The 1,115-nt window shown below is 75.1% G+C and carries 1 pseudogene; it reads right to left on the reverse strand.

The features are described 5' to 3' along the window. Positions 1-1,081, reverse strand: a pseudogene (locus L810_RS43810) (cellulose biosynthesis protein); the annotation flags it as partial. Positions 1,082-1,115: the final 34 nt, after the last annotated feature.

Raw genomic sequence — 1,115 nt, forward strand, 5'->3', positions numbered from 1 at the left:
CTTGCGCGAGCAGCCCCCAGAACTGCGCGGTGCGCGCGAGACCCTGCCATTTGCCGCGCTGGTCGGTCGCGAGCGTCGCGGCGCGCGTGAACAGCGCGCGTGCCTCGTCGTGCCGCCCTTCGCGCAGGCGCAGCAGGCCGAGCCCGCCGACCGCGTCGGCGTCGTCCGCGCGTGCGCGCGCGGCGCGCGTCAGCAGCGGATCGGCGCCGGCCAGGTCGCCGCGCGCGAGCGCCTGCAGGCCGCGCTGCTGCGCGATGTAGTCGGGATTGCGCTCGAGCCGGCGCTGCGCGTCGCGCTGGCGATCCAGTGCCGCCGCGCGATCGACGAATTCGGTGTCGTCCGGCACGAGCACGAGGTACGCATGCAGCGCATCGAGATACGCGGGATCGCTGCCGGCCGACTGCAGCACGCGCCGCCACTGCGCCATCGCCTCCGTATGGTCGGCGTCGGCGCGCTTCGCGAGCGCCCACGCGAGCCGGTTCGCCTCCGGCCGCGTGTCGGCACGCTGGTTCAGGAGCCGCACGAGCGCCATCGCCGCGCTCGTGTCCTGCGGATCGGCCGCGACCGCGCGGCGCAGCGCGGCGATCGCAGGCTCGCGTCCGCCCGGCGCATTCGACACGATCTGGTAGTACTCGGCGCCGAGCGCACCGTCCGGCGCACCGTTCGGAAACAGCGCGACGATCCGCCGTGCCGCCTCGTCGGCACGGCCGCTGCGCGCGAGCAGGCGAATCTGCGCCATCTCGCCGCGCCCGCTCGTCGCGACGCGATATTCGTCGGCGACCCGCCGCGTGGCGGGCGCATTCGGCGACTGTGCCTGCAGGCGCGCGAGCGAGGCCTGCGCGCCTTTCGCGTCGCCGAGCCGCAGCAGCACGCGGACCTGTTCGGCCAGCAGCTCGGGATCGCCCGGCGCGATCAGCAGCCCCTTGCGCAGCGCGTCGCGCGCAAGGTCGTCGCGATGCTTGACGCCCCACATCCGCGCGGTGTCGAGCTGGCGCTGCGCATCGGTGGACGCGGCGGCCGCCGGCGTCGCGGAGGATGCCATCGTCGTGCCCGGCGCGGTGCCCGGCGCCGCCGCGCACACCGACGAAGATCGGAAGAGCGTCGTGTAGGGAAAG

Origin of the sequence: Burkholderia sp. AU4i (genome assembly GCF_000466765.1) — a bacterium.
Lineage (GTDB): Bacteria > Pseudomonadota > Gammaproteobacteria > Burkholderiales > Burkholderiaceae > Burkholderia > Burkholderia cepacia.